The sequence below is a fragment of the Sediminibacterium goheungense genome, from assembly GCF_004361915.1.
GTDB lineage: Bacteria > Bacteroidota > Bacteroidia > Chitinophagales > Chitinophagaceae > Sediminibacterium > Sediminibacterium goheungense.
The window spans coordinates 186141-206193 of the sequence record NZ_SNWP01000010.1; the positions used below are offsets into that span (position 1 = coordinate 186141).

Here is a 20053-nt window from a genome sequence, read left to right on the forward strand (position 1 = left end):
ACATCTATTATAAATCAATCCGTTAGAAAGTTGTCCGGATCTTCCGGTGTTGTAAGAGAATAATAAGCGCATTGGTAAAATACATCAACAGAAAAGGCCAGATATAAGCAATGGCTCCCTCTTTGCTTCCCCTTACCGATACCAGTATATAATTATAACCCAAAACACACAGCAATGCCAGGTGCAGAAAAATGACCCAGTACACCTGTCGCCTGATGATAGTGCGGCAGTACTGTACAGCTTCGGCAGGTAATCCTTTTCTTTTTTTGAGGATGTACATCGGTACCAAGCAATGTACCCATGGAACCACGATATAACTGAAACAGGAAATATTGAAGAGGATCATGAAATGACGGATATCCCCGGTGGCGGCTTGCACAGCGGGCTCCTCCCGACTGAGCAGCATTTCATAATCTACCTCCAGTGCTTTGGCAATGGCTTTCAGGGTAAAACTTTGTGGGGTATTGGCACCTGCTTCCATTCGCTGAATGGTACGAACGGTGATTTGTGAGCGATCAGCCAGTTCTTCCTGTGTAAATCCTTTCTGTTTTCTTATTTCAGCAATTTTCTTTCCCGGATGCATGGTGGTGTATTCCTGTTATTTATTGGAGCAATAATACAGGCAAAATTGTGTTTTCGGGATTTTAATTTAAATAGTTGCAGGGAATTGTGAGGGAGATTTTTTCACCGCAGAGAACATGAGAACGCAGAGATTTCGCAGGGTTCATCAGCAGGGCCAGGGTATGGATGGAGACGCTGCTGTGAATTCTCTTATTCACAAAGAGCCTTCCCTTCGGAGATGCTCAGGGCAGGCTTACAATTTCCGACATACTTCGGAATGCTCCTCAGGATGACACCGTCGGTGGCGGGAAAAGAGAGGGGGCGATTGGCTTTGCCAATCGCCCCCTCTCTTTTTTATCATTCAATTCCGTCATCCTGAGGAGCGTCACGATCGAAGATCGGGAAGCGCGACGAAGGATCTTTTCGTTCTCAGCAGTGTCTCCAAGAAACAAGCGATACTGCTGGTTGAACATCCAGAGTGTATCAAATAGTTTTACTGACAAAATATAATACCCTCCCAGTCATAAAGATCCTTCCCTTCGACTATGCTCAGGGCAGGCTTGCAATTTCCGACATACGTTGGAATGTTCTTTATATTGATGAAGTCATAATACCCTCCCAGTCATAAAGATCCTTCCCTTCGTTATGCTCAGGGCAGGCTTGCAATTTCCGACATACGTCGGAATGCTCCTCAGGATGACACCGTTGGTCGGGGGGGAAGAGAGATGGGCAATTGGCTTTGCCAATCGCCCATCTCTCTTTTTATCATTCAATTCCGTCATCCTGAGGAACGTCACGATCGAAGATCGGGAAGCGCGAGCCTGCCCTGAGCATAACGAAGGGAAGGATCTTTTTCGTTCTCAGCAGCATCTCTGAGACACGCAGAACACTTCCTGTTATCTTATTCATTAGGGTTAAAAACTTCCGTGCTCTCAATTCCTTTAATCAATAACCACAAACTAAATGCTAATTCTCCGATAAAAATCGGGATAGCAACATAGGAAAAAACAGGGTTTTCAAATCCTTTGGATAGCAGCATGGTGAAACTGTTGATCAGGTATCCGACTCCTGAAACAGCATACAGTATTCCCAGAAATTTAGGCACCAGTTTAGATTTGTAAACAACAAAGCCTACCAGCAAACAATACACCCCAAAAAATACCAGACCGATTGCATAACCTACAGCCTGAATATTCAGTGATAATTGTGAAAGGCCGGCAAGTTGATTGGGTTGAAATGATTGCAGGTAAGCGTCATTACCCAATATTAGCAAGGGTGAGGTCTGGTTCAAAAGATTAACAGCTATGATTGCCGTTTGAATGATCACAAATACTAGCGCAAGCTGAAGTAAAAACTTGTTTATGCGTTTGAATAAAAAATAAACAATCAACACACATGGCAAGCCACAAACAAAATTCACGATATCTGCCGCAATCCCCAATCGAAAAAGCATTTCAGACTTTTGAATATTATTTGCGGTAGCCAAAGCATCTCCTGAAACTTTGAATGCCTGCCGCACAGCTATCTCTGCAAATAACCCTGTAGCAATAACTATCAGGTAAAAGAGTCCGGCAATGCGTGCAAGGTTTTTGTTTGAAATCATTTCAGTTGGTTAAATATGGGTTACATAATGGTCTAAGGTATTGCTTTTAGGTTGCTGGCCATATATGTTTTTCACCGCAGAGAACGAGGGAACGCAGGGGTTACGCAGGGTAATTCGGGATTCATTATTAATAGTAGACTCCCCTCTGCGTAAACTCAGCGTCCTCTCGTTCTCTGCGGTGAACATACTCCATCATCATGAAGTCTGAAAACTTTCAAAACATAAATTTCAGTAATGCTCCTGTTTACGCTTAAACGTCTTTGTAATCTTTCTGAAACTTTCCAGGTACTTATCAAAATCTTCTTTGGCCTGCCCGATCATGATATAATAATCCCCGTTTTCATTAAAGAGCATTACCTGGTATACTAATTCAGTTTTATCATCTTTGGTTTTTCCGTTGGCAACAATTTCATACCCGTTTACATTGTCGATCCTAATCGGATTGATTTCTTTGATGATACTTTGTTCACCACGAGGAAGCTTTTTAAGCCTTTCTTCTGCGTATAGCTTTTGATTTGGAGGTGAAACTTTTGCAATAGAATTACCAACAAGTAAGGTTGGTTTTTCAGTCGGAATTTTTCCATCGGTAGAATAAATCAAAGTGCCCGACATATTCCTGATAAGCTGGAATTCAGATTCTTTTGTATCAATGGTAAATGTGGCCGCCTCCAGTGGATTCTCCTTTTGTTCATTGTTATACACGATCGATAATATAGCATCCTTAATCTGTGGTTCTATATTTTTTGATGCTTCAGGATAAATACCATTTACCAAAACAGTATTTTTTGAATCGCCAAAGACCAATATTTGTTTATGATAAATTACCCCGTTGGCAGGTTGTGTAAGCTGTACCAAAGTAGCTTTTGAGCCATTAAAGTCTATGACTTGCTTCTTTACCAATGTCATCCCTCTTGATCGTAAAGCTTCTGCAGTAAAACCATCTGCTACAGGTTCATAGGGTCCAGGAAGTTCATTCACCATAATGGAAGCGCCCGTTGCCGCACTCTGAAAACCACTGAAAGCTGTTGCTGCTACAAAACCATCTGGCGGAATGATGCTGCATTTTGTAGCGGGGATTTTGATATGTTTTGCTGTTTGCCCAAAAGCAACTTGTGCACAAAGCAGGAAAACAAGTAAGCATGTATTTTTCATTGTGAAGAGTGTCATTTTAAAATTACCGATCCTTTTGTAACCGGTTGATAGGTTAAAATCCTCGCCGTACCATTTCAGCTGCAGAAGCCTCTTAAAATTACGGATATTAAAGTGAAATATGCAACACCGGTTAGCGTATGGTTTATGCACAAACAACTGATGTAGTACCCTAATGCATGTTATGCAATGCCAGCCTTTTGAAAAAAAAAGGATTCAGCAGTTTTTTACTGCGATTGCAGCCATTTTAGTATCTGTACAGGATCTGCAATGCTCCAGGAATGGGGATGTCGCATATTATCAGGTTTTCTATATCCCTTACCCGCTGTTGTTACTAAAACAGCTTTCTTATTACCCAGTCTCTGCAACTCGTTAATCATGGCAGCATGGTCTGTAATATTATTATAAGTATAGTCGTATCCCCTTTCTTTTAACCACCACTGGATATCGGGTTCTGATATAAGCATGATGGGCGTTTTAATTAAATTTTTAACCGCTTTTTGCGTGGTATCAGAATATGAATAAGGGGAATGTTCATAAAAATTTTTCAATGCGGTTTCAGGCGTTCCTTTCATTTCTTTTTGTATTCTGTCGATCATATAAAATACCTCTCCATTTACTTTTGCGGCATCTGATAACCTAACAACCCTTCTGGCGGCCTTATAGTAACGCTCCCAATCAAGTGGCGGGTCAATTGCAAAAACGGCTTTGGGTTTTATTGCATAATTATGCTGCACAGATAACACTGCATATTTTACCGCACAGGTTCCGCCAATAGAAAAGCCACCTATATATAGATTTTTTCCCTTTAACTGATACCTGGCTACTGCCAGACTGATTATTTCTTTTAGTGATTGTTGAGAAGCTGCATCACTTCCAAAATATTGAGCACCTGTTTTTAAAATTGGGATAATCGTTAAGATGCCTTGTTGCGAGGCATATCTGGGGATAGCTGTTTGAAACAAAACATCTTTTGGAGAATTTCCAAATCCATCCAATAAAACCAGCAACGATTTTAGCTGCTGGTTTTCCGGTATAACGGCTATATACATATTTGTACTGCTGTCTTTAGCATTCAAATACACCGTCTCGGTTCTCTGACCATATGTAGAGATCAATGAGAAAGTCATCAGGATAAGTAAAATATTCTTTTTCATATTGAAATGTCAATTAAAATGTCTGGTAATGTAAAAGTTGGTTTATGGATAGTATATCATACAAAACTCAACCGAAGTACTGCAACTGAAGTTACCGTAAAATATTCCTTCAAAATACTTTTCGTCAGTAGTGAAGTAGTAAACTTCAAAGTAATTCATACGTCCTGGCTTTGTAACACCTAACATCCCTTGGAGCCTCAGGAAACGATGCGCCGAACTTCTTGATTAACAAGTAGACTCTGCAAAGAAGAAATAACCATCCATTTCCAAAGATCTTACCCTTCGGCTACACTCAGGGAAGGATTTTTTTGATTCACCGCAGAGAACGAGGGAACGCAGAGATTTCGCAGGGTAATTCGGGATTCATTATTAATAGTAGACTCCCTCTGCGTAAACTCAGCGCCCTCTCGTTCTCTGCGGTGAACATACTCCGTAAAAATGAGGTCAGGAATATCACCGTAGTAAACAGGCGATAACGGAGGTTTCGATGTGGCATTGAGGACCGTTGAGAATTAGAAAATTTTCGAAAATAACCACCCCAAAAAACAACCATTTTCCACTAAAAAACACCCTTACCTAATTCGCTTATTATCAGGGTTTTACTCAGAGCAACAACACATCAACAACACAGCATCAACACAGTTCAACACTAAAACAGTGTTATGCCCTGTTGTTAGACTGTTTTCGCACTGTACTTTACAGGAAGAAAACCGGAATACAATACCCATTTTAGTTAAGGATTGTTTTTATATATGGAAATTTGTATATTAGAGTTCGTATTACCTCCCCCCCACGGCAGCTGCCGGCACCTGTTTACCCTGATACACTTATAAACCTATGTTATGGCGAAACTCACCGACAAAGGACTGAGCGGACGTGTAGGTCCTGTTATTTATTACCAGATAAATGGTAAACAGTTTGTAAGGGCATTCCCGATTGCCAGGAAAAAACAAACCCATGCTGCCCGTAAACCGGCAGCCGTACTTTTTGGTATTTGCTCCCGCACCGCTACCTCGGCTGCTTATACCTTACAGGCTACCCTGCCCTTTCCTTTTAAATCGATGAATCTTTTCAGGGGCTGGGTGTATAAACATTATAAGCTTAGCCATGCCCAAACAAACTGGGTGCTGGGACAAAATTTTCTCCCTCCCTTCCAGTTAAATCCGGGGGCGGATCTGAGAGATTTTTTATTTGTTTCCATCAATATCAGGGGTGTGCAGGATGGGCGGCTGCATATACAGCTGCCTGCTTTTGACCCGGCAAAGCAAATCAGGAAACCGATGCGGGCGGCTTCGGTGGATATGAAAATAATGGTGCAGAGCTTACCGTTCGGTAAACCGGAGGCATACTTTTTTGCAGAGGAACAACGCCGCATCGATTTCTCGGAAAATCACCTGCCTGCCCAGGATCTGTTTTTTGAAACTACTACCCTACAACCCGACACGGTGCTGATGGTTACCGTAGCACTCTCTTTTAAGTTGTTTAATGGAACTGTTATTAATAAAGCCGAATATTTACCTGCAGCAGTGATTGGCATGGGTACTTGGATGGACTTTGATAGGTGAGGATAAAACTGATTTAATTATAAGCAAGCTTTTGGAAAGTCCCTAAACTTTCCAAAAGTCTTACTCTCGTTATATTTAATGTTGATTTTTATTATGATTTTCATCTTTAACGGTACCACGAAATTTTAAGATGGTAAAAACACTATCAATATTTGATTTCAAAACGATAGCCTTTTCAAAATCGCCACCGGCTAATGGAGCGAAAGAAACTGTCAAATCTGCTGAATCATTAGGCGCAATATTTCTTTTAACGAAATTGGGAACTGTACATTCGCAGGATGCCGAAACAGAATCAATTTTTAGTATCGCACCTCCAACGTTATATATTCGAAAATCAACCTTCGTCGTATCAGAGATTGAGATTGTACCTATATTTTTAACCTGTTCCTTAACTAAAACCTTAGGACTCTTTTTATTTTCTACGGTGCAAGCACCCAAGGAAATAAACAAAAGAATATGCAACAAGAACCTTATCATTGTTTAGATTTTTTAATTAACGAATAAATATTATCAACATACACCAAGGGATTTATCAATAAATCACCCGCATACACACAGCGCAGATTTTTATCAAAGACAAGTGTTACCGGAAAGGATTTCAGCGATAGCTTATCAACTTCTTCAGGGTATTGAAAGTAAAGTTTTTCAAAGGAATATTTACTGGTTTGTCTCCTCGCCTGTTCACGATCGTCACTTTGTTTTAACGGTATATTCAAAGCAATTACACGAATATTTGTATCATTTTTAAACTCATTCTTTACTCTCTCTAAATCCGGAAACTGCCTGATACATGGGGCACAAGCAGTAAACCATATATCCACAATTAGTATTTTCCCACGACTTCTATTTAATTGTATGACACTATCATTAGCATCTACAATTTTGAGGTCATCTAACTTATACATTGACAAATCCACTCGCTGTCCCTGTTTTGCCAAATAATTAGGCATAAGCCAAACGCTAGAAATAAGAATAACAATTAGAAAAAGAGAAAATATAATAATTGACTTAACTGATGTTTTCAATAAGAGACATACTAAAACCGATAAAATTATTCCTGATATCCAAATCGGGTATGTCTCTACTGATTTCAAATAAATACTGGCTGGTATAAATACACAGAAAAAAGGAACCGTAGTTAAAAATGATGAAAAAGCATTCGCAAAAACCTTTTTATAGGCCAGAAAAGGAATAATAACACTTACAGCTTGAACAATGATTATTTGGTTTAACCATCCTAAAGCTCCTGCCAGTAAGCAAACTACCGAATGAACTAACGTTAAAATAATATAGGCTAATATTTGTTTTCTATTTCTCATGCTAATTATTTACTGTTCCAATATTTAGTAGTAATTAATAATATCAGATCTTATTAATTAAGATCTGATATTATTTTTATAAATACTTAATAATTACAATGAGAACCGTTACATTTTTCCAGCCATAAGAAACCACATCCCCGGTTTGACGATTTACATACTCGATTACCCTCTTCGCACATACCATAAACCTGGGTAACACCAGATGGGAAACCAATTTGTAGTTGTTTACAAGAATATCCGGTATTACCAACATGACAAAAACAATCAACTGGATCTTCGGGCATGAAATCTACTTTTGTTTTAATGGTAGTTTCAGCCTGAGGATTAGATTCCTGGAAGTTGCTTAGTAGTAAATCAGATAATTCCCTCTTATTAAAGACCGTTTCTGCTTTTTTCATCCAGGCGGGTAGGTTGTATGCCAAAAAAATATTTTGCACATCAGAATTATCTTCAAAAACACGGTTATTTAAATAAGAGGATAATTCAGTAATCAAAGAGATTTTTTGCTCATCAGATTTAACCGTTGCCTGTTTCGATGCGTGGATAAAATGATCTTGCCAAAATTTTAGTTTTTCCGTAGAAGAGAAAAGCGAGTAGATTACTTTTTTTGAACCTTCATTTTTCTAACTTTGTAAAGCTTTTAATTTTGCTTGATACTGATTTGTAGCAGTTGTTGCATCTGGGGCATCAGAAGATTTACTACATGAAAAACATAGCAGCAAACAACAAAACAGCAATTTGTTGTTGATAAAAAACTTCAATAAGTTAAATGCAGGATTAGATTTCATAACAGATAGATTTTTAAAATTGAACAATAATTTTTTAAAAGTAGAGAGTAAAACATGCGGAAAAAACTGTGTTTTTTCGCAGTAGTAATTATATTACATCAATTTCAAAATTTAGCCATGATTCAAATAGCTAAATAGCTACAAATAGGGTGGTTTTTAAAAAATATATCATTACTATAGCTCAAACTGCCATGTAACCATACATGTTATTGATATTTTTTTAGCACGCTCGTATCGATTATCTAATGCGAATATTATTAAAAGCTACAAATATTTACCTGCGGCAGTAATTGGTATGGGTACTTGGATGGACTTTAATAGGTAAGGATAAAACTGCTTTGACTATACGCAACTTTCGGAGACGAGAAACTTTTGGAAAGTTTCGGAACTTTCCAAAAGTTAACGCTCACCTTCATTCGCATAGATCCTTCGTCGCGTTTCCCGATCTTCGATCGTGACGCTCCTCAGGATGACGGAATCGAATGAGACAGACAGCGAGGGGGCGATTGGCTTTGCCAATCGCCCCCTCTTTTTTCACCCGACCAAAGTCGTCATCCTGAGGAGCATTCCGACTTTAGTCGGAAATTGCGACGAAGGATCTTTCCAGCCTCTTCTGATGAAATAATGATCTCTTTGCAAAAGGAAGTTAATGCACACACAGATGCTCCTGATAGTAATAAACCTGCTTTGGCTATTAGCAGCTTGCGGAGACGAGAAACTTTTGGAAAGTTTCGGAACTTTCCAAAAGTTAACGCTCAATCGTTAACGGAGCTTTCGAAGTAGTACTGATGACCGTTGAGCATTAGAAAATTTTCGAAAACAACTACCCCAAAAACGCCATTTCCCACTAAAAAACACCCTTACCTAATTCGCTTATGATCAGGGTTTTACTTAGAGCAACAACACAGCACCCGCATAGTTAAATACTAAAACAGTGTATGCCCTGTGATTAGACTGACGAGAAACTTTTGTATGAAAGAACCTACGAAGAAGGAACTTTTATTTCCATTTATTTGTTTTGCCATTGCATTATTTGTTCCGCTAGAATATCTGCGTCGAATTCATTATTATATAGCCCATAAGTTATGCATAACTCACTTTCAATAATTCGTTTAATTTTTTCGCCATTTCCACTTCCATGCAAAGCATTTAGTAATTTGACAGAAAAGTCGTCTAGTTGTGACTTTGAAGCAACATTAATCAGATTCCAATTATGAATTAATTTAGACAGCTCTTTTATTTGTCCCTGAAATTCATTCATACAAAAGTTTTATACCATTAGTTTTATTACCCTGATTACAAAAGTACCGAATTCGAAAAGGATAAGAGGACGAGAAATTTTTGGAAAGTTTCGGGATTTTTCGAAAGTGAATAGCGAGTCGGAATAAAATCAGGTTATGTATTGACAATAACGAAGTGTATTTCCATCATCGTCGGTTACATAAAACTCCCGCCTACCCCATGTTTGGTTGATGGGTGCCAGGTGTACAGGAGAATCTGATTTTGTGGAAATATCCAATCCACGGTCCAGGAATTTTTTAAAGAGCGCATCAACATCTTCCACAAATACATAAACGACTGAACCATATAGCCTGTCATTTTCAATTGTGGTAAGTTGCATCTCCATTCTTTCGTGTCCGATATCAACTACCAGTGAGTGTTCATTATCATCCGGGCAGGTTACCACAAAATCCAATATTTCCGTGTAATGATGTAATGCTTTTCGCATATCATGTACCTTAAAAAGGGGAATAAACTTCATGACAATTTTATTTAGAAAGGTAATCAGCCCAAAAAGTGTTTATAAAGATCATAAACTTTTGGAAAGTTTAGGAACTTTCCAAAAGTTATCGCTCATCGATTTCTCAGAAAAACACCTGCCTGCCCAGGATCTGTTTTTTGAAACGACTACCCTACAACCCGATACGGTGCTAATGGTTACCGTAGCACTGTCTTTTAAGCTGTTTGATGGAACTGTTACTAATAAAGCCGAATATTTACCTGCGGCGGTGATTGGTATGGGTACTTGGATGGGCTTTGATAGGTGAGGATAAAACTGATTTAATGATAGGCAGGTTTCGGAGATGAGCAACTTAGTTTTTGAAGCCTATAAATTTTTTATTGTAGTAGGTGGGATTATTGATTGCACCGTATTCAAGTTCATTGGCATAACGATAATCAATGATGATTTTGTTTCCCTGCAGAACCAAACTTCCTGAAACATTTATGCAACCACAGTTTTCCCCTGGCTCTCTAAATGTTGCACCGATGTATCCGGCGGTCATTTGTACACCAGGTTTTATAAGTTCTTGTGATGAAGGAATTAATCCTTGATAACAACCTTTATTGATATTCTTTATCCAATATCCATAGAATGCATTATTTCTGTATTCATCTTTTATTGAAACTGTAAAGGGAGGCTCATTTTCACCTTGGTTTGTTCCTGTATATGTTCCAATGATTCGGCTGGTATTTATCGGTTTTACTACTAATTTTTTAGTAATGAAAATTGCAGAAGTGTCTGTTCTGCAAGGAAGTTGTTCAAGATTGTATTTTAACAATACACGAATGGTGATTTCAGTTACGCTACCAACCGAAAATCGCTGCCTTATTTTAGGTGTATTAGAAAATTTTAGATTTCCTACTTCCCATTCAATGATCTTAAAAGGATTATAGGCGTTTTCTCCATCCAATAACAGATTGACATCAAGAACAGCAAATGACCCATCAAGAATAGTATCTGTCAGAAATAATTTATCTTCCACTTCTTCATATATCCTAACTATCGGAATAACACTATTGATCTGTTCGCACAATGCATTTTCTTTATTTACCTGTTTTTTACATGTTGGGAAGATTATCAGAATGATCAGGAAATATGAGATAGATTTTAAAAAGGACACATTTCGATGTTTGAGTAAATGTCAAGCTTATTATCCTGATATATGTTAACTAAATCTTATCTAATTATTAATTGTACCAAAAGTTTATAATCACTTTCGTATCGGTTGTCTGATGGAACTGTTATTCATAATCCGAATATTTACCGGCAGCGGTGATTAGCGTACATTACTTGGATAGACTCTGAAAGGCAAGGATATACCTGATTTAATTATAAGCAGCTTTTGTAGATGTGCAACTTTCCAAAAGTTAACGCTCACCTTCATTCGCATAGATCCTTCCCTTCGAATATACTCAGGGCAGGCTCGCGTTTCCCGATCTTCGATCGTGACGCTCCTCAGGATGACGGAATCGAATGAGACAAATAGCGAGGGTGGCGATTGGCTTTGCCAATCGCCACCCTCGCTATCTATTACCCATCTACGGCGTCATCCTGAGGTTTATCCTGAATGTATTGAAGGAAGCATTCCGACGTTAGTCGGAAATTGCGAGCCTGCCCTGAGTATATTCGAAGGGAAGGATCTTTCCAGCGTCTTCTGATGAAATAATGATCTCTTTGCAAAAGGAAGTTAATGCACACACAGTTGCTCCAGATAGTGATAAACCTGCTTTGGTTATTAGCAACTTTCGGAGACGAGAAACTTTTGGAAAGTTTTGGAACTTTCCAAAAGTTATCATTCAGAGACTTGTAAATATTTTAACCAGCTCTTTAGGTTGTGAGAAAAATGGAGAATGGCTTGTAGCTATTTTGATTACTTTCTCACATTTAACCCTTGTTGGTAATAGACTTTTGTCAAGGTCTTTACCCTCTGTACACAAAATATAATACTTCGGAATTTGCCCATAGATACCATCGGTTACAGAAACAGTGGCACCAAGTGGTTCTACTGCTTGGCTGCACAAATTTTTATGCGCTATCATTTTGTCCTTTGGGGTACAGTCATGATAAAAGACCACATCAGCAACTTCTGGTTTAAATGTTCTTGTCTTACCATTCGGTGCAGTAACGATACCTTTAGCAAAGGTAACCTTTGCCGTATCAGTTTCTTGGGGTAAGGTTTGAAAAATCATTCCTGCCAGCTTACTTACAGATTCGCCGTTTCTCGGCAAGAATGCATCCAGATAAACCAGTTTATTTACTTTGTTTATACCAAGTTCTTCTGCTGCCTGTGATATTACAGTCCCCGACATGGAGTGTCCAACTAAAATAACCTGTCCATTGATCCTATTCGCAACTTCTTTTACTTTGTCAACATACATTCTGAATGTTACAATTTCAGGATTGGTTGTATCATTACCATGACCTGGCAGGTCTATCGCTATAGCTTTATATCCCTGTTTAGTCATTTCCGGTACAACTTTATACCAGGACCAGGCCCCATGCCATGCACCATGAATCAGAATGTATGTCTTGTTGTTGTTTTGTGCAAACGAAAGTTGATGAACGAAAAGCATTAGGGCTGTTATGATTGTCCATTTCTTCATGTGTCGAATATTTGATGAGTCAGATTACTTATGGGTCACGAGCAGGGTTTTATGGGGCCGGATACTCCTATACCGTCTGCATATACCACTGCTGACTGAAATATATTGATAAAGTTAAGTGCAAAAACTGATAGATTTTCGTATACCGGAGATCTGACTGTTTACCGGCGGCGGTGATTGGTATGGGTACCTGGATGGATTTTGATAGGTGAGGATAAAACAGAGGATGAACTTTTGGAAAGTTTCGAAACTTTCCAAAAGTTAAATCACACTAATGCCTCTCTCTTAATAAGCACACGCTGCGAAGAAGGAAAAATTGACCTTCGATCAATAGGTTGAAATTCTATTCAATTTCAATCTTTGTTTCGCTAAACTGTCCAGCCATTTGCCTGATAGTTTATTCATAATAAACCCTAATGGCCGTTTCCCTTGAGCACCTTCGGCTCTGCGATGACCGTCTGTCGAGTCAGCAACCAAGTGTTGGTTATCAATGGTTGTTAGACTGTCAATAACTTTATAATCTTCTTCTGTTAAAATTGGTTCTGTAAATCCGCTATTGTCGTTTTGAATAATTTCTTGAACAGCATTTGAATTGTTATAGCTTTTTTTTAGTAGTTGTCTGAAATATGTCAACTTAAACTGGTCAAGATAAATTTGTTTGTATTGAGTTTTTAGCGAATGTGTTCTGCGGGTGCTTTCACAAGAAAGCACCATTAATAAAGTTGTCAAAATAAAGTATGAAATAAAAGGTTTAAATGTTCTCATAGTTTCAAAGCCCTTTGGTTTGAGAAGTATCGTCTTACTTGTCTACAACGTTAAAGCACCAGAGTAATTGGTACATTCTGACTTCGCAACCAATCGCTTTGGCGATAGGCTCTCTACAGAGACAAGAAACTTTTGGAAAGTTTCGAAACTTTCCAAAAGTTATCACTCAGGTTATGTATTGACAATAACGAAGTGTATTCCCATCATCGTCGGTTACATAAAACTCCCGCCTACCCCAGGTTTGGTTGATGGGTGCCAGGTGTACAGGAGAATCTGATTTTGTGGAAATATCCAATCCACGGTCCAGGAATTTTTTAAAGAGCGTATCAACATCGTCCACAAATACATAAACGACTGAACCATATAGCCTGTCATTTTCAATTGTGGTAAGTTGCATCTCCATTCCTCCATGTCCGATATCAACTACCAGTGAGTGTTCATTATCATCCAGGCAGGTTACCTCAAAATCTAATATTTCCGTGTAATGATATAATGCTTTTCGCATATCATGTACCTTAAAAAGAGGAATGAACTTCATGGCGATTTCATTTAGAAAGGTATTCAGCCCAAAAAGCGTTTATAAAGATCATAAACTTTTGGAAAGTTTCCGAACTTTCCAAAAGTTATTACTCACTAATGAAGAACATTTACGTTCAGTTATTTTAAAACAGTTGAAAGTAGAGAGTGAGTAGTTTTTTTTCAAAAAAACCGATTTTTGGAACAACCTTCACCGACGCCTGTCTCTTAATAAGTAGACTCTCCGGAGATAATAAACTTTTGGAAAGTTTCGGAACTTTCCAAAAGTTAACGCTCAAAAAGTTAACGCTCAGAATTTGGCAAAACACTTATTCCTGTAATTGCTACCCTGGGTAATTGGGGCAACAATAATGAGGAGCATTTACGTTCAGTTATTTTAAAACGGTTGAAAATAGAGAGTGAGTAGTTTTTTCAAAAAACCGGTTTTTGGAACAACCTTCACCGACGCCTGTCTCTTAACAAGTACACTCTACGGAGATAAGAAACTTTTGGAAAGTTTCGGAACTTTCCAAAAGTTATCGCTCACCAATGGAAACGTTTTTAACAAGTAAACACCTGGCCAAAGAAAAACAGATAAATGAGCTATCTTTAGCTACTACTTAACCAACAAAAAATCCTGTACTGTCAGATAAAGTAGTAGCTATTACAACTTATGTTGCCTGCTGTTTTTCGTCCTTAATGCCATAAATACCTTTAAGTTTTTTAAGACCATTTTCCCTTTCATCAACAATATATTTTTGGTCAACTACATCCCATTTTCCACTGGAAAAGAAAGAATAAAGTTTCGTCAAATTGAAAGTCATACTTTCAAAAGTTCCTCTAATGCTTGCTTTGAGGTCTGTGTCTTTAGATTCATCAGTTCTGATTTCATTTTTGTCAAATAAGTCTAAAGACGAGATTACTTGTTTTAAAAGCGTCTCAGTCTTTTCCTGTCCCCATATAGCATTGTCAAATGGCATTGTGGTATTCTTGGCAATTACTTTACGAATTTGCAATTGTTCAATCAAATCAAATAAGTACAATTTCATTAAGTTTATTACTTCAAAAAGAAACTCTTTGTCTTTAATATAGAAGTCTCCTCTTTCCTTGTTGAAGTTAAATCTGCTGTCGTTTAGCAAGATGTTATACAACTCCTGCTTCTCAATTGCAATTTGTCTATTCTTGACTATGTTTGAATTGTTGTGAGCAATGCAATTTCTTATTTTTTGTATTTCTGTAATTCTAATCCAATTTTTGTCTGTAGCAGAAACACTCACTTCTGCAATTAGCTCCATATACTTTCTGCTCTTTTCGATATAATTACTTCCAGCTAAATCCGAAACCTTTACTTTGGAAAATCCCTTTCTATGGTCTAAGTCACAAAGTTTTTTTAACCATGTCTCAAACTGTCCATACAAGGTTAACAATAATGGATTGAAGGTGTAAACAGGAAAGACCTTGAAGTATTTATGAAGGTCATCTTCAAAAAAGAAGTGTGGGTCAAATTCCGGGTCATCCTGAACTTGTGCATTTGCATTCTTATAATCTTCATCAAGCCGTTGTTGTTTGTCAGCTAAGTCTGTTGAGATTTCATTTAGATAATCTTCAATTTCTCTTAGTTCCAGTTCTATAAGATTTTTGAAAACTCTAAAAATTGAAGTCCCTTTAAATTTTCGTCTGTCAACCATATGATGAGGGGTCTTTTAAAATAGCAGGCAACGTTGAAGCATTGGCGATGTGGCGGCAATCATTGAACGTCCAGCCCAGAACTGATGCTGATTAAAGATATGAAAACTCATTGTTTATTTTGTTGTTTGGCGTAATTCGTCTACCGAAACCGAAGCTGATTAGCGAACAAAAAGCTGAGAATATATTCGTCGCCCCACCATATTGCCAATGCAATGTTAGCAGCAGTTTTATTCTGGGTTTTCTTGCCTCGACTTGCTAAAATCACCATCTGTTAGACAGTCCATAAATTTTGTACAAATGTCAATGTTTATTTCGTCGCTTATACCATGTCTGTCGCAGAATGAATTTAATTTATCAAACATCGCTTGAAGAAATGGTGCAGAAGATGAAGTGTCATATTCAATTCTCTTTGGTCCCGCCCTAACGTAGTCGGAATGGGCAATGTGTAAGACTTTAACGAATTGGGCGGCCTTGTCCATAGTTAAAAAGTATGGCCAGTTGTCGATTTGTTTGAAGACTTCTCTTGCCCAATGCATAACTTCAGGAATTTGGTCTATTTCCCTTGGGTCTTCATCATATCCATGAACAAGTACATCAACCTTATTTCTCAAATGTATTATCAAATCTTCGCCACTTGTCTCGAATCTATCGAAGGCCATTATTAAATTCTCGAAGTCAAGTTCTAATATTTCATCTTTTGCAACAAGCAGCATAATTCTTTCATGCTCTTTTAGCATTTTATTGCCTTTCCAAAAATGCTCCAATTGAGAGACATAATCAATTGTGGGACTTATGTATTGGGCAAGTTCTTCTTTACTTGCTTTTGTCAATTGTTGTTTACAAGGAACAATAATTTTCCAGCTTTTTCCAGCTTTATCAGTTTTATTTGGGTCGCATAAACACCAATAAATTTCCTCAGTCGTGTCGTCTACTATTAAAATAATGACAGGAATTTCATGATTCAGATAATAGTTCAAATGACTCATTTGTCCTCTATAAACCCATCCTAAATCTGTGGGCTCACTAAAATAGAATTTCCCAGTTTTAATTTGTAGAGCTATCGATTTTCCCGTTACTTGTCCACATTCGGCAATTACATCTATATAGCCATCAATTCCAAAGTCATGCTCCTGGTGATTTTTCCTAAAAATCCAGTTAAGTTCCTTTTCAATAGTTTTCTTAACTATTGAAAGTCCTATTTCACCTGTCTCTTGGCTTTTATTATATTTTGGAAGCTCCATAAAAATTGCTGCTAAATTGTAAATTGCCGAAATCCACTTTCGCCAATCCACCATACAAGGAGATTTACGAAAGACATTTCACACATTAGTAAATTTAATCATTTTAATCCATTTCTGCAATACCCTCCCATTTTCTTATTTCTTATTCCGTATTCCTTATTTGCTGCCCCCCTGTCAGGTTTCCCCTGCCCTTACGTCATTAACAACAGAGACCATGAACTTTTGGATAGTTTCGGAACTTTCCAAAAGTTACCGCTCAAAAGTTATCATTCAAACTTCTTTTGAATACAAGACCTTGAGAAGAAGGAATTGAATCCGTTTAGCCCCGCTTTTGGCAATACCTTGTTAGCGGCTGAAGTTATTTCTCTGTCGTGTAGTTAGAAATACCTTCAATATTTAGATTGCTTTTACAAATTATAGCTACACTATGTCTTGCTCTTGTTATTGCAACATATAATTTTGAACGACTTGTTTCCGCTAACTCTGCATTGCTGTCTTTGAGCCATTTAATAAAAGGTTCTGTCGGATATATTAAAACTCTGTCAAATGACAACCCTTTTGATTCACCAAAATTCATTACTCTGTAATTCTCATTTACGATAGTCCTTTTGCTGTCTCGAAGTTGAATAGGAGCAAATTTTTTTAGATAATTTTCAATGTCTTGCTCTTTGATCAAAAAAACTCCACTATGTTCTATTTTGTTATTATTACCTGATGCCGTTGCTTGAAAATTCGGGAACAATTTATTTGACAAGTCACAAATAGGCTTATTACACCTGAAATTTATCATTAACGAAGTATCATCTTTTGTTAAATTGGCAATTTGATCTGTAAAGAAATTTACTATGTATGACTTCTTGAATTGCTTGTTTTTTGGGGCACTATTCGTTGAATATGTTCCTTGTCTTGGATCACCAACTAATTGAACTGTAGAACTGCAATTAAAAAATAGTTTCAGTAATTCCAAGTCGTAACCTGCTAAGTCTTGAACTTCATCAATGAAAATATGAGAATAAATTCGTGAAATTCGATCAATCACATTCCCATTTGATTTTTGATTGCATCTAAAAACGAATTTAGATAGTTTGTCGGAATAAATTTTCAATCCTTTTGTAAAATAGTGGCGTTCAAATTCCCTTTCTTCATCGAAATAGGTTGGATTTTTACATTTCTTACAATCGGGCTTAACGACTTTTTCAGATTTACATTCTTCACAAGGATTTCTATACGCTTTCAATCCCGATTGATTGTTTACTAAAATCAATCCTTTGATTTTCTTTTCAAACAATAATCCTTGAAAGGGCCTAACTCCATGCTGCAACAAAAATGAAAACCATGTTTGTACAGTAACATTTTCAGGGATACACTTATTTTTTTCAACAATTTTCTTTCTTATTTCGGCTTCGTTCGCTTGTGTATAAGTAGTAATAAGAACTTTACCTTCTTTTTGTTTTAGGGCTTGCTCTACCAAAAAAGTAGTTTTTCCTGAACCTGCGGCAGCTATGATTAGTTTATTGTTCGTATAATTTGATTGCATCTAATATGTATTGAGGAAAATTCAATTTTTCTTGTGTTTCAAAAATCTTCAAAGCACATTCGGTTTTGTTTGCTTTCATATATTTTCGTATCTCGTCATCGGTTTGATAAGTCTTCCCAAAAACCTTGTTCAATAATTCACGGCTATTAGCTTTCAAAAATTTTGGTTCAAGTGTGTTGTAATTAAAATCTTGCATATCACCTGAATCAACTTCTGAATCAAAACAAATTTTAATGTTTTGTTTGGCATTATCGTCCAAATAATTTTTATACTTGTTTTTAACGGCTGCAATATTTCCGTCATTGTCAGTAACAACAACAACTTTTGTCCCGATTTTTTCAGCAATTTCTAAAAATCTTAAAAACGAAGTGCCAACGGAAATTACATCAACACCTTTTTCAATAGGAAGTTTGCCGTCATTGTTAAGCATGAATGCTTTTTGAACAACTAACTCGTCAGAATCGCCCTCAACCAAAATAGCTTTCTTGCATAAGATCAAACGCAAAGTGTCATAACCTGACAGCTTTTCAAAAAACTTGTATGTGTCCGATGAAAGTTCGTTTAGCCTTACAATTTTCTTGTCATTCAGCAAAACCAAATGTTCAAGACCTAATTTGTTCGCAACAAAACTGCTATGGGTAGAAATCAAAATCTGCTTTTCTCCGCTATCGCTTTTTATGTCACTAATTAGCTGATTTAGTTTAGAATATGACAAATGATTTTCGGGTTCTTCTAATAAAATAACATTCGCTTCTTTTGCCTTTTTGTGTCCTAAAGCCAACTTGGTTTTTACCAAACATTGTTCACCCTTGCCTATGTAATGAAACGGAACATCTTCCAAGTAAGTTATTAAACTACTTTCCCAAGCATTTTTTGAGGATAGCTCAACAGAAAGTTCAACTTTTTTTTCTGAAATTTTTGAAGCTGTTTTTATCTTCTCATTTATCTTTTTTATTGCTTCTTCACCCATAAAAGTTTCTTTCATTCTTCTGTGGGCCTGTGATATTTCAACAATTTCGTTTGATTCTAAAAATTCCTTTACAATTCGAGAAATGTAAATATCTGAACCATTTTGAAGTTTGTTACTTGCTGAATCAATTAGAGCCGATTTTATAGGAATTGTTCTTGGCGTAATATTTTCATCTCTCGAAAAACTAGACCACGAAACGTTATAGTATTCTATTGGCAATGTTTTTATTCCTCCGAGTTTTACTAAGTCTTCATATTCTTTCTGATAATTTTCATCAAACTCAACCTTAAAAGAGAATCCGCTAACTTTTCCTTTCTCACTATTGCCATCCCCTTCAAATTCTGCAATATCTTCACCCTCAATAAAAACTTCAATAAGGATTTTCGGCAATGGTTGTGCGATATTGCTTTTTCCTAACCCTTGAATATATTCTGCCACAAATTCGTTATTGAATACATATTGCGACAATTCATTTTTCAAATACTTGCCGTTGTGCAAACCTGTTAAAGCAAGATGAATGGCTTCAATAATTGTGGATTTACCTGCTTCATTGTCGCCCACAAGAATATTAACCCCTTTGTTCAAAGTAAGTTTAAACGAACCTTTAAAGGTTTTAAAATTCTCAATATGGACTTTGGTAATGTTCATTTGTCGTCTGATATTTTGATGGTTGCTTGGTCTTTACAGTTGCCACTAACTCGGGCATTTACGCACTACGCAAATCCCTTCACCTGAGAACGATTTACGCCCCACTACCACACATTACTAAAAATACATATTTTCTACAATCTCAAAACACTATCA

19 protein-coding genes are annotated in these 20053 nt (G+C 37.1%); 2 read left to right on the top strand and 17 right to left on the bottom strand.

What is annotated here, in order from left to right; genetic code table 11:
• Positions 1–22: 22 nt before the first annotated feature.
• From BC659_RS00850 to BC659_RS16765, 4 genes are all read right to left on the bottom strand, one after another.
• Positions 23–583: a helix-turn-helix domain-containing protein gene (locus BC659_RS00850; protein WP_133472693.1), complete on the bottom strand. Its 561-nt coding sequence runs from the start codon at positions 581–583 to the stop codon at positions 23–25.
• An 879-nt stretch (positions 584–1462) separates the two neighbouring features.
• Complete coding sequence (locus tag BC659_RS00855; protein ID WP_133472694.1) at positions 1463–2164, bottom strand: DUF4386 domain-containing protein; 702 nt, start codon at positions 2162–2164, stop codon at positions 1463–1465.
• A 228-nt stretch (positions 2165–2392) separates the two neighbouring features.
• Positions 2393–3316: a hypothetical protein gene (locus BC659_RS00860; RefSeq protein ID WP_133472695.1), complete on the bottom strand. Its 924-nt coding sequence runs from the start codon at positions 3314–3316 to the stop codon at positions 2393–2395.
• Between the two features lie 224 nt (positions 3317–3540).
• Positions 3541–4470 carry an alpha/beta hydrolase gene (locus BC659_RS16765; RefSeq protein ID WP_162847309.1) on the bottom strand — a complete coding sequence of 310 codons (930 nt, stop codon included), beginning with the start codon at positions 4468–4470 and terminating at the stop codon, positions 3541–3543.
• Positions 4471–5312: 842 nt separating this feature from the next.
• On the opposite strand from BC659_RS16765, the gene BC659_RS00870 reads away from it, so the two are divergent.
• Entirely contained in the window at positions 5313–6035 is a 723-nt protein-coding gene (locus BC659_RS00870; RefSeq protein WP_133472696.1) for a hypothetical protein, read from the top strand.
• Between the two features lie 75 nt (positions 6036–6110).
• Here the strand turns inward: BC659_RS00870 and BC659_RS00875 are convergent, their stop codons facing one another.
• From BC659_RS00875 to BC659_RS00895, 5 genes are all read right to left on the bottom strand, one after another.
• On the bottom strand, positions 6111–6512 hold the full coding sequence (locus tag BC659_RS00875) for a DUF1573 domain-containing protein (protein WP_133472697.1): 402 nt from the start codon (positions 6510–6512) through the stop codon (positions 6111–6113).
• Positions 6509–7354, bottom strand: coding sequence for a TlpA family protein disulfide reductase (locus BC659_RS00880; RefSeq protein ID WP_133472698.1), 846 nt, complete (start codon positions 7352–7354; stop codon positions 6509–6511). The genes BC659_RS00875 and BC659_RS00880 overlap by 4 nt, the downstream gene beginning before the upstream one ends.
• A gap of 86 nt (positions 7355–7440) precedes the next feature.
• Positions 7441–7956 carry a bacteriocin fulvocin C-related protein gene (locus BC659_RS00885; RefSeq protein WP_162847380.1) on the bottom strand — a complete coding sequence of 172 codons (516 nt, stop codon included), beginning with the start codon at positions 7954–7956 and terminating at the stop codon, positions 7441–7443.
• A gap of 1198 nt (positions 7957–9154) precedes the next feature.
• Complete coding sequence (locus BC659_RS00890; protein ID WP_133472700.1) at positions 9155–9406, bottom strand: hypothetical protein; 252 nt, start codon at positions 9404–9406, stop codon at positions 9155–9157.
• Between the two features lie 129 nt (positions 9407–9535).
• On the bottom strand, positions 9536–9907 hold the full coding sequence (locus tag BC659_RS00895; RefSeq protein ID WP_133472701.1) for a glyoxalase superfamily protein: 372 nt from the start codon (positions 9905–9907) through the stop codon (positions 9536–9538).
• Here BC659_RS00895 and BC659_RS00900 point away from each other — a divergent pair.
• Positions 9906–10193, top strand: a complete 288-nt coding sequence (locus tag BC659_RS00900; protein WP_133472702.1) for a hypothetical protein — start codon at positions 9906–9908, stop codon at positions 10191–10193. The genes BC659_RS00895 and BC659_RS00900 overlap by 2 nt on opposite strands.
• Before the next feature lie 45 nt (positions 10194–10238).
• Here the strand turns inward: BC659_RS00900 and BC659_RS00905 are convergent, their stop codons facing one another.
• The 8 genes from BC659_RS00905 to BC659_RS00945 all read right to left on the bottom strand — a co-directional run bounded on the left by BC659_RS00905 (position 10239) and on the right by BC659_RS00945 (position 19897).
• Entirely contained in the window at positions 10239–11048 is an 810-nt protein-coding gene (locus BC659_RS00905; protein ID WP_133472703.1) for a hypothetical protein, read from the bottom strand.
• Positions 11049–11724: 676 nt separating this feature from the next.
• Positions 11725–12531, bottom strand: a complete 807-nt coding sequence (locus BC659_RS00910) for an alpha/beta fold hydrolase (RefSeq protein ID WP_133472704.1) — start codon at positions 12529–12531, stop codon at positions 11725–11727.
• Between the two features lie 327 nt (positions 12532–12858).
• Positions 12859–13296 carry a hypothetical protein gene (locus BC659_RS00915; protein ID WP_133472705.1) on the bottom strand — a complete coding sequence of 146 codons (438 nt, stop codon included), beginning with the start codon at positions 13294–13296 and terminating at the stop codon, positions 12859–12861.
• A 166-nt stretch (positions 13297–13462) separates the two neighbouring features.
• Positions 13463–13834: a glyoxalase superfamily protein gene (locus BC659_RS00920; protein ID WP_281277218.1), complete on the bottom strand. Its 372-nt coding sequence runs from the start codon at positions 13832–13834 to the stop codon at positions 13463–13465.
• Between the two features lie 649 nt (positions 13835–14483).
• Positions 14484–15500, bottom strand: a complete 1017-nt coding sequence (locus BC659_RS00930; RefSeq protein WP_133472707.1) for a hypothetical protein — start codon at positions 15498–15500, stop codon at positions 14484–14486.
• Between the two features lie 228 nt (positions 15501–15728).
• Entirely contained in the window at positions 15729–16796 is a 1068-nt protein-coding gene (locus BC659_RS00935; RefSeq protein WP_211340682.1) for a DUF4365 domain-containing protein, read from the bottom strand.
• A 304-nt stretch (positions 16797–17100) separates the two neighbouring features.
• Complete coding sequence (locus BC659_RS00940) at positions 17101–18279, bottom strand: UvrD-helicase domain-containing protein (protein ID WP_133472708.1); 1179 nt, start codon at positions 18277–18279, stop codon at positions 17101–17103.
• Positions 18254–19897: an ATP-dependent nuclease gene (locus tag BC659_RS00945; RefSeq protein WP_133472709.1), complete on the bottom strand. Its 1644-nt coding sequence runs from the start codon at positions 19895–19897 to the stop codon at positions 18254–18256. Before BC659_RS00945 ends, BC659_RS00940 begins: the two co-directional genes overlap by 26 nt.
• Positions 19898–20053 lie beyond the last annotated feature (156 nt).

Coding starts and splice junctions, on each gene's coding strand:
- BC659_RS00875 (WP_133472697.1), bottom strand. CDS start 6,512: ATGATAAGGTTCTTGTTGCATATTCTTTTGTTTATTTCCTTGGGTGCT.
- BC659_RS00930 (WP_133472707.1), bottom strand. CDS start 15,500: ATGGTTGACAGACGAAAATTTAAAGGGACTTCAATTTTTAGAGTTTTC.
- BC659_RS16765 (WP_162847309.1), bottom strand. CDS start 4,470: ATGAAAAAGAATATTTTACTTATCCTGATGACTTTCTCATTGATCTCT.
- BC659_RS00880 (WP_133472698.1), bottom strand. CDS start 7,354: ATGAGAAATAGAAAACAAATATTAGCCTATATTATTTTAACGTTAGTT.
- BC659_RS00895 (WP_133472701.1), bottom strand. CDS start 9,907: ATGAAGTTTATTCCCCTTTTTAAGGTACATGATATGCGAAAAGCATTA.
- BC659_RS00910 (WP_133472704.1), bottom strand. CDS start 12,531: ATGAAGAAATGGACAATCATAACAGCCCTAATGCTTTTCGTTCATCAA.
- BC659_RS00900 (WP_133472702.1), top strand. CDS start 9,906: ATGACAATTTTATTTAGAAAGGTAATCAGCCCAAAAAGTGTTTATAAA.
- BC659_RS00940 (WP_133472708.1), bottom strand. CDS start 18,279: ATGCAATCAAATTATACGAACAATAAACTAATCATAGCTGCCGCAGGT.
- BC659_RS00920 (WP_281277218.1), bottom strand. CDS start 13,834: ATGAAGTTCATTCCTCTTTTTAAGGTACATGATATGCGAAAAGCATTA.
- BC659_RS00945 (WP_133472709.1), bottom strand. CDS start 19,897: ATGAACATTACCAAAGTCCATATTGAGAATTTTAAAACCTTTAAAGGT.
- BC659_RS00860 (WP_133472695.1), bottom strand. CDS start 3,316: ATGAAAAATACATGCTTACTTGTTTTCCTGCTTTGTGCACAAGTTGCT.
- BC659_RS00850 (WP_133472693.1), bottom strand. CDS start 583: ATGCATCCGGGAAAGAAAATTGCTGAAATAAGAAAACAGAAAGGATTT.
- BC659_RS00915 (WP_133472705.1), bottom strand. CDS start 13,296: ATGAGAACATTTAAACCTTTTATTTCATACTTTATTTTGACAACTTTA.
- BC659_RS00855 (WP_133472694.1), bottom strand. CDS start 2,164: ATGATTTCAAACAAAAACCTTGCACGCATTGCCGGACTCTTTTACCTG.
- BC659_RS00935 (WP_211340682.1), bottom strand. CDS start 16,796: ATGGTGGATTGGCGAAAGTGGATTTCGGCAATTTACAATTTAGCAGCA.
- BC659_RS00890 (WP_133472700.1), bottom strand. CDS start 9,406: ATGAATGAATTTCAGGGACAAATAAAAGAGCTGTCTAAATTAATTCAT.
- BC659_RS00870 (WP_133472696.1), top strand. CDS start 5,313: ATGGCGAAACTCACCGACAAAGGACTGAGCGGACGTGTAGGTCCTGTT.